Origin of the sequence: Rodentibacter rarus, from assembly GCF_001998965.1 — a bacterium.
In the GTDB taxonomy this organism is placed as follows: Bacteria; Pseudomonadota; Gammaproteobacteria; order Enterobacterales; family Pasteurellaceae; genus Rodentibacter; species Rodentibacter rarus.
The window spans coordinates 1-7359 of record NZ_MLHJ01000071.1 but is presented as its reverse complement, the minus strand read 5'-3'; the positions used below and the strand labels follow the sequence as shown (position 1 = coordinate 7359).

The following is a 7359-nucleotide window of genomic DNA, read 5'->3' as shown; positions in this document are numbered from 1 at the left end:
CTGCTGTCTGCTGTCTGCTCATAGTGTAATTTCTCTGCCTAAAGATGGAAGCTGATTCTATAAGATTTTATTAATATTTCAATAGATACGTCCTGAATAAATTGTAAATTAAGCGTAAATTAATTTGTGAAATAAGAAAGGTTTCACTTTAAGCCATAGGCATTTTTTGCATGGTTTGGATATATTCCACCATATTTTGCAATTCCTCATCATCGGCTGTGCCACGGTTAAAAAACCAAGAGAAAAGTTGTAAATCCGTACAAGCAAGTAAACGAATAAACTGATCTTTTTGAGTCTCCGTGAGGTTGTCAAAATGCTGTTTGTAAAACGGCATAATGATGTTATCCAATTCCAACATTCCCCGACGACAATCCCATTCGATACGAAGTTTGTTATATTTTTCCATATAGCCCTCTGCAGATCAAAAGTGCGGTCAATTTTTCAAAGATTTTTGGTTTATTTGTAGGGACACACTGCGTGTGTCCGCTTATAACGCATTGAAATAATTTGATTTTTATAATGGACGCACGCAGTGTATCCCTACGTTTTTCATTTTGTGCATTGACTACATCGTGTTAAAAAAACACCCGAAAAACCAACCGCACTTTAAATTAACTATTCCGTTGCTTTCGGTTTGATAACGGCATAAATGACACCGGTAACCAACGCCCCCGCCGCAATCGCCGCTAAATAACGCAATGGTTCAGAAACAAACGGAATGACAAATAAGCCTCCGTGTGGTGCTTGCAAAGTGATATCTGAAGCCATAGATATCGCCCCCGCTGTTGCCCCACCGATCACAGAACTGACAATCACACGAAGAGGATCGGCCGCCACAAAAGGCAATGCCCCTTCAGAAATGAAACAAAGCCCTAATACAAAAGACGCTTTACCCGCATCCCGTTGGTTAGCAGTAAATTTATTGCGGGCAATCCAAGTGGCAATCGCCATACCGATTGGTGGCACCATACCTGCCGCCATTGCGGCTGCCATCGGCGTGTAAACTTGTGAAGCAATCATCCCCACGGAGAAAGTATAAGCGGCTTTATTGACCGGCCCACCCATATCAATACACATCATCGCACCAATTAGCGTTCCTAATACAATGGCATTCACTTCACCCATGGATTTCAACCATTCGCTCAGTGCGTTCATCACCTGCGAAACCGGAGGATTAATCACATAGATCATCGCCAAGCCCACAATCAACGAGCCTAAAAGCGGTAAAATTAAAATCGGTTTTAGGGAGGTTAAACTTGCCGGTAATTTAATGGCCGCGTTCAATCCTTTCACCACATAACCGGCAAGGAAGCCGGCAACAATACCGCCTAAAATCCCCGCTCCGGCAGTGGTGGCAAGCATGCCGCCAATTAAGCCCACAGCAAGCCCCGGGCGGTCAGCAATGGAAAATGCCACATAACCGGCAAACACCGCAATCATTAAATGGAAAGCTGCACCGCCGCCAATATCCATTAACGCTTTTGGCAAGCCATGGAAAAGGGTTTCATCTTTAAAGGCTTCAATTCCAAACATAAAGGAAATAGCGATAAGCAATCCCCCTGCCACCACCAAAGGTAACATATGGGATACGCCTGTCATTAAGTGTTTGTAAATGCCTTTTTTCTCAGCCTTTTCCTCGACATTTGAGGATTTGCTGCTTCCCCCTTCAAATACTTTGGCTTCTTTAAAGGCTTTATCAAATTCTTGTGCCGTTTTCTTTAAGGCTAAACCGGTGGAAGTACGGTACATTGGTTTGCCTTTGAATTTATCCAATGGTACATCAATATCTGCCGCCACAAACACTAAATCAGCTGCTGCCACTTCTTCGGGGGTAATTTCGTTGCCAGCACCGACCTGACCTCGGGTTTCCACTTTAACGTTCCAACCCTGTTTTTTCGCATAAGCCTCGATCGCCTCAGCAGACATAAACGTATGCGCCACACCTGTTGGGCAAGCGGTCACCGCAACAATATTTTTCACATTGGAAACGCCGTCAAAACCGACCGCACTTTCCGGCATAACATAATCCACCGCATTCGCTTGTGCATTGGCAAGGGTTGCTTCCGGATTGTTCATCACCGTTTCTTCGCTCACCAAATAGACTTTTTTACCCACAAAAGCGGTATTGTTTGGTAATGATGATCCCACAACCAAAATCACTTCCGCTTCAGCGACATTTTCAAGGAGCAGAACATTCGTTTTTTGTGCGGCGTTATGAAGCACTTCGCTTAATAAATAGGCTTTAGCTTTACCTACATGGGATGATGGGGTTAAAAATAACTTCATTTTATTATCCTTCAATCTCTGTCATCTTCACTTGGTTTAAAATTGGCTCAAGTAATGCGGGATCACTCACCCCAACATTGCTTTGTGATACGGCAAACGCAGACACTGCACTGGCAAAGGCTAGAGTTTCTGATTTTGATAAGCCTTTTTCAATGCCATAAATTAGTCCGGCTACCATTGAATCGCCCGCCCCTACAGTGCTGACGACATTCTCACATTTTGGCGGTAGGGCTTTGATCACCCCTTCATTGTTAATCCACAAAGATCCTTCAGCCCCCATGGAAATAATCACATTTTCAATCCCCTGTGCTTTTAACTGCTGTGCGGCATTGATAATCTCTTCTTGCGTATTCAGTGGATGCCCAATCCAAGCTTCTAATTCCCGATGATTCGGCTTCACCAACCAAGGGTGGGCGGTCAACCCCGCATTCAGTGCGGCATTACTGGTATCTAGTACCACTTTTATGCCTTCTTGGTGTAATTGGTTTAACCAGTCGGCAAATAATTGTGGCGTAACCCCGTGTGGTAAGCTGCCACACACCGCAACAATATCGTAATCCAAACAATAGGCTAGCGAATCTGCTGCAAATTGTTGCCAATCCTGTGGGGCAATGTCATAACCGAGAAAATTCAAATCCGTCACATCGGCTTCGGTTTCGGTGATTTTGACATTAATACGGGTTTTTCCGGCGACACGGTGGAATTTATCCTGCAAACCTTGTTTTTTGAACATTTGCTCAAAATCACCGGCGTTATCTTCCCCTAGAAATCCTCCCACTGCGACATCAACCCCCAAATCTTTCAGCACTTTGGCTACATTAATCCCTTTACCGGCAGGGAAAAGCCCAAGGGTTTCAACGGTATTCACCTCGCCTAATTCAATGCGGGATAGGCGACCGACTAAATCATAGGCGGTATTTAACGTAATGGTTGCGACCTTTGCCATGATTATTCCCCTTTTCCTTCGCCCAGCCCGGATTCAATCGCCACACGGATACCTTCAATGGCCTCTTTTGCTTGCTCACCCGTTGCCACAAAACGTAGCCGAGCGCCTTTCACCACCCCTAACGCCACAATTTTCATCAGGCTTTTTGCACTCACTAATTGGGAATCACGATCTAAATTTTGCACAGCAACCGATGCATTGTATTTTTTCACCTCGTTCACTAATACGGCACTTGGACGAGCGTGTAAACCGTGTTCGTTATTAATTACAAAGACCGCTTCAATAGCATCGGAAGGTAAACCGTTCTCTTCCGTCACTTCCGGTGCAAGGGTTTGTTCCCCCATCACCTCAATCGTATCCGGTTCTGCCGGTGGTATAGCGGAAATATTTTCGCCCAAGCCTTCTGCAATCACCTTTCCAAGGGATTCAATGGCTTGTTTGGCATCATCCCCTTCCGCCACAAAACGCAGGCGATGACCTTGTGTCACCCCCAACGCCACGATTTTCATCAAACTTTTTGCACTCACAGGCTCACTACCACGAGTGATATTTTGGACGGTAATTTTTGAAACAAATTTTTTCACTTCATTCACTAATACAGCACTAGGGCGGGCGTGTAAACCGTGTTCATTACGAATGGTAAACGTCCCCACCACCGCATTTGCCGTTTGCGTTGACTGAGTTTGCTCAGAAACGACCCCTTCACCGCCTAAAAGTGCGGTCAAAATTTCAGTAGTATTTCCGCTTAACAGTGTAGTTTGCGTATTTTCTTCCAATAAACGGATCAATACCGGATTGATAGTATCATTTACCGCAGAAACGGTTATCACCCCTTTTACCGGCTTACCATTGTGACTAAAAATAGTTTTTGCGCGACTAAACGCTAAAGCATTTTTCAGATTACCGGAAAGTGCATCGGTGACCCATAATCCTTTCCCCAACGGCATTGCGGCATTGCCAATGATTTCAGAAACAAAGCCATTTTCTACCGCACTTTGTGCTTGTAATTGACCGGCATTCATTGCCACTAAGGTGAGTAAACTTGAGGTATCAACATCCAAACGAATGTTTTCTCGAGGGAGAGTAAAATCTTCTGTGGTTTCACCCATTAAAATCGCACGGAACTGTGCTACATCGGTTAGAGTGGCTAATTTTGCTGCGGTTTCTTCATCGCCAAGGACATGGGTTAATTGACGTAATAATGCCAAATGTTCATCGGAACGGGCGGCAATCCCTATCACCACATAAGCAATATTGCCTTCTCCCCATTCAATCCCTTTTGGAAATTGAAACACTTGCACACCGGTTTTTTTCACCATTTCACGGGTTTCTAATGTGCCGTGGGGAATGGCAATACCATTTCCCAAAAAGGTGGAGGTTTGCTGTTCACGCACCAACATTCCCTGTAAATAGCCCGGTTCTACATTACCCGCCGTTTCCAAGGCACGAGCTGCCATTTCAATGGCTTGCTGCTTGGTTTCTGCGCTGATATTTAAATGAATGTTGCTTTCCGAAAGTTCTAACATTCTTACTCCTTAGTCTAAGATTTAGAAAAAGAAAAACTGTTGATGAAATAACACCATCAACAGTTTTATTTAGCGAGAGGTGCAAACCTTTAACAGTTCATCACTCCCTTTTGCGATATAGTCATCATCGTCACTGCGTACATTGCCTTTTTTCAAATCACGCATCGCATCATAAATCCCTTGGGTGACACTTGGTGAATCCAACTTACGCCAGCAGTCTGGGCTTAGACGATTGAAGTTATTTTGGAGTGCTTCAGCGTGTAATACACCGCTATAATAAGCATACACATCGGAATCGTGTCCACCGCTATAAAGTTTGTCCTGAATTTGCTTGATTGGCACGAGAATACGCCCTAAATACCAGTCATTGGCACCGCTGGCAAAATTATCCACATAGAAATGTTCGTTCACACGACCTTTATAGGTTACGACTGTTGCCTCATAGGCAGCAGAATAGGATTTTTGATCAATCTTGTCTTTATCCAAATTAATCACTTTTTTGTCATCGCTCATAAAAGGTATATAGGCGGTGATGGAAGAACAAGCAGTTAAAACAATAGAAAACAGCAATATTGAAATTTTTTTTAACATAATCATTCCTCGTTAATTAGGGTCTGAAATAAATCGCCGCCATTATACTGGCTTCAAGGGATTACGCAAGGAAACACATCGCTATTCCCCCTCTTTCACAAGAGAGACTAAAATTTGGTCAATTTTAAAGTTTTCCGTATCAATGACTTCAAATTTATATTGACCATAAACAACAAAATCGGTCTTTTTCGGGATTTTACGCAACATATACATCATAAAACCACTGATCGTTTCATAATTTTCTTCATCAGGGAAGGATTCAATATCCAATACTCTCATCACATCTTCAAGAGGCGTTGCGCCGTCAATTAACCAAGAATGTTCATCACGACTGACAATTTGTTCTTCTTCGCTGGAAACCAGTTCTCCCATCACAATACTCATTACATCATTGAGGGTAACAATACCCACCACCAAAGCATATTCATTGACGATAATAGCAAAATCCTCACCGGTGGATTTAAAAAGTTCCAACACTTCATAAAGAGAGAGGGTATCCGGCACAAATAAGGCTTTGCGGAGTAATTTAGGATCGGTCAAAGACACATCGGTATTTTGTAAATACATTGTCAATAAAGTATGGGATTCCACATAGCCTAAAATTTTATCCAATCCATTATCACAAATCACAATTTTGGAATGGGAATCTCGAGAGAGGGTATCCATCACTTCCTGACGGCTAAAAGTGCGGTCTAAATACACGATGTTTTCACGGGTTGTCATAGTGGAGGTCACCGTGCGTTCCTGCATATCAAAAATATTTTCAATGAGATAATGCTGTTGGGTTTTTAACACGCCTGCCTCCGCCCCCGCTTCGACCACAGCGACAATATCTTCCGGTGTCATATTGTCATCACGCAAGGTTGATATGCCAAAAAGCTTGAACAGTAAATTTGATAATCCGTCAAACACCCAAACGATAGGTTTGAGTAAAAAAATCAGCACCTGCATAATACCGACCGTACGTAATGCGACAGCTTCAGGATTAATCAGCGCAAGGCGTTTCGGCATTAAATCCGCCAAAAGGATAAAGGCGCAGGTTACCAAAAAGAATGCCACCCAAGAGGACGCTGGTTCAACCCAAGATTCTTCAACATAATCTCGTAAAAAATGTTGTAAATGAAGACTAAGGTTCGCCTCACCAATCATTCCCCCCAATATTGCTACCATATTTAAACCAATTTGCACAACGGTGATAAAACGCCCCGGTTGTTCTTGTAATTTCAGCACCTGTGCGGCTTTAAGATTACCCTCATTGACCATATTTTGTAATTTAATTCGGCGAGCACCGGCAAGGGAAATTTCCGCAGATGAAACAATAGCACTAATAATAATTAACACGATTATGACTAAAATTGCTGAAAATAAACTCATAATTTTCTCGTTAACTTGATGGGTTTTAGTAGGGACACACTGCGTGTGTCCCTATATTATTGAATAATACCGTTATTTTTAACCGCACTTTGAAGGAAATAGAACCTTAGTTTTCGCTATCAAACCAGCCACGGATGAATTGAATGGAAAGAAATAATGTGACCAATAAGAAGGCATAAAACACCCAAGATAAAATCGGGTGGCTTGGGGTAACATCATCGCTGATTTCTTTCACGGAAACTGCATTGCGAAATTCATCAAACATCGTTAAACGCCAACCATAGTATTTGATTTGTACCAGTTTATTTTCATTTCCCATGGCCTGAGCTTCAGCCTGTAAATTGGCTGAACCGAATTTAAAATAGAAAGGAAAGCCCCAACGGGTGTCTTCGTTACGGTAAACCATAATTTTCCCTTCATCATTTTGTGTATTAATGTAATACACATCACGTGTCGGACCATCTGCCGGATTGGATTTGGTGATAGGGCCATCTTTATCAACACGCTTAACTTCCACGCCGGTGACACGTGTCACATCATAGTGGGGAAAAACATAGTTCACCACGGAAAACATAAAACCGTGAAAAGCAAACACCACTAAAAATAGAAAATATTTAAAAAATTGGGGCTGTACTA

At 42.8% G+C, this 7359-nt stretch carries 7 protein-coding genes; all 7 read right to left on the bottom strand.

From position 1 onward, the window contains the following. Positions 1–148: 148 nt before the first annotated feature. Positions 149–406, bottom strand: a complete 258-nt coding sequence (locus BKK50_RS08090; protein WP_077417060.1) for an FAD assembly factor SdhE — start codon at positions 404–406, stop codon at positions 149–151. 209 nt (positions 407–615) lie between these two features. Further along, positions 616–2286, bottom strand: coding sequence for a fructose-specific PTS transporter subunit EIIC (locus tag BKK50_RS08085; RefSeq protein WP_077417058.1), 1671 nt, complete (start codon positions 2284–2286; stop codon positions 616–618). Between the two features lie 4 nt (positions 2287–2290). Beyond that, complete coding sequence (gene fruK, locus BKK50_RS08080; protein WP_077417056.1) at positions 2291–3232, bottom strand: 1-phosphofructokinase; 942 nt, start codon at positions 3230–3232, stop codon at positions 2291–2293. A gap of 2 nt (positions 3233–3234) precedes the next feature. After that, a complete protein-coding gene (gene fruB, locus BKK50_RS08075) occupies positions 3235–4758 on the bottom strand; it encodes a fused PTS fructose transporter subunit IIA/HPr protein (RefSeq protein WP_077417054.1) in 1524 nt (507 codons plus the stop codon). A gap of 69 nt (positions 4759–4827) precedes the next feature. Then, positions 4828–5349: a hypothetical protein gene (locus tag BKK50_RS08070; RefSeq protein WP_077417052.1), complete on the bottom strand. Its 522-nt coding sequence runs from the start codon at positions 5347–5349 to the stop codon at positions 4828–4830. Positions 5350–5430: 81 nt separating this feature from the next. Next, positions 5431–6723 (bottom strand): polyamine export protein PaeA, encoded by a 1293-nt coding sequence (gene paeA / locus BKK50_RS08065; protein WP_077417050.1) that lies wholly within the window; start codon positions 6721–6723, stop codon positions 5431–5433. A 106-nt stretch (positions 6724–6829) separates the two neighbouring features. Next, positions 6830–7297 carry a DUF1523 family protein gene (locus tag BKK50_RS08060; RefSeq protein ID WP_077417062.1) on the bottom strand — a complete coding sequence of 156 codons (468 nt, stop codon included), beginning with the start codon at positions 7295–7297 and terminating at the stop codon, positions 6830–6832. Positions 7298–7359: the final 62 nt, after the last annotated feature.

What these genes read in the sequence shown, in the direction of transcription:
- BKK50_RS08085 (WP_077417058.1), bottom strand. Translation starts at nt 2,286, where the DNA reads ATGAAGTTATTTTTAACCCCATCATCCCATGTAGGTAAAGCTAAAGCC.
- paeA (WP_077417050.1), bottom strand. Translation starts at nt 6,723, where the DNA reads ATGAGTTTATTTTCAGCAATTTTAGTCATAATCGTGTTAATTATTATT.
- BKK50_RS08060 (WP_077417062.1), bottom strand. Translation starts at nt 7,297, where the DNA reads ATGTTTTCCGTGGTGAACTATGTTTTTCCCCACTATGATGTGACACGT.
- fruB (WP_077417054.1), bottom strand. Translation starts at nt 4,758, where the DNA reads ATGTTAGAACTTTCGGAAAGCAACATTCATTTAAATATCAGCGCAGAA.
- fruK (WP_077417056.1), bottom strand. Translation starts at nt 3,232, where the DNA reads ATGGCAAAGGTCGCAACCATTACGTTAAATACCGCCTATGATTTAGTC.
- BKK50_RS08070 (WP_077417052.1), bottom strand. Translation starts at nt 5,349, where the DNA reads ATGTTAAAAAAAATTTCAATATTGCTGTTTTCTATTGTTTTAACTGCT.
- BKK50_RS08090 (WP_077417060.1), bottom strand. Translation starts at nt 406, where the DNA reads ATGGAAAAATATAACAAACTTCGTATCGAATGGGATTGTCGTCGGGGA.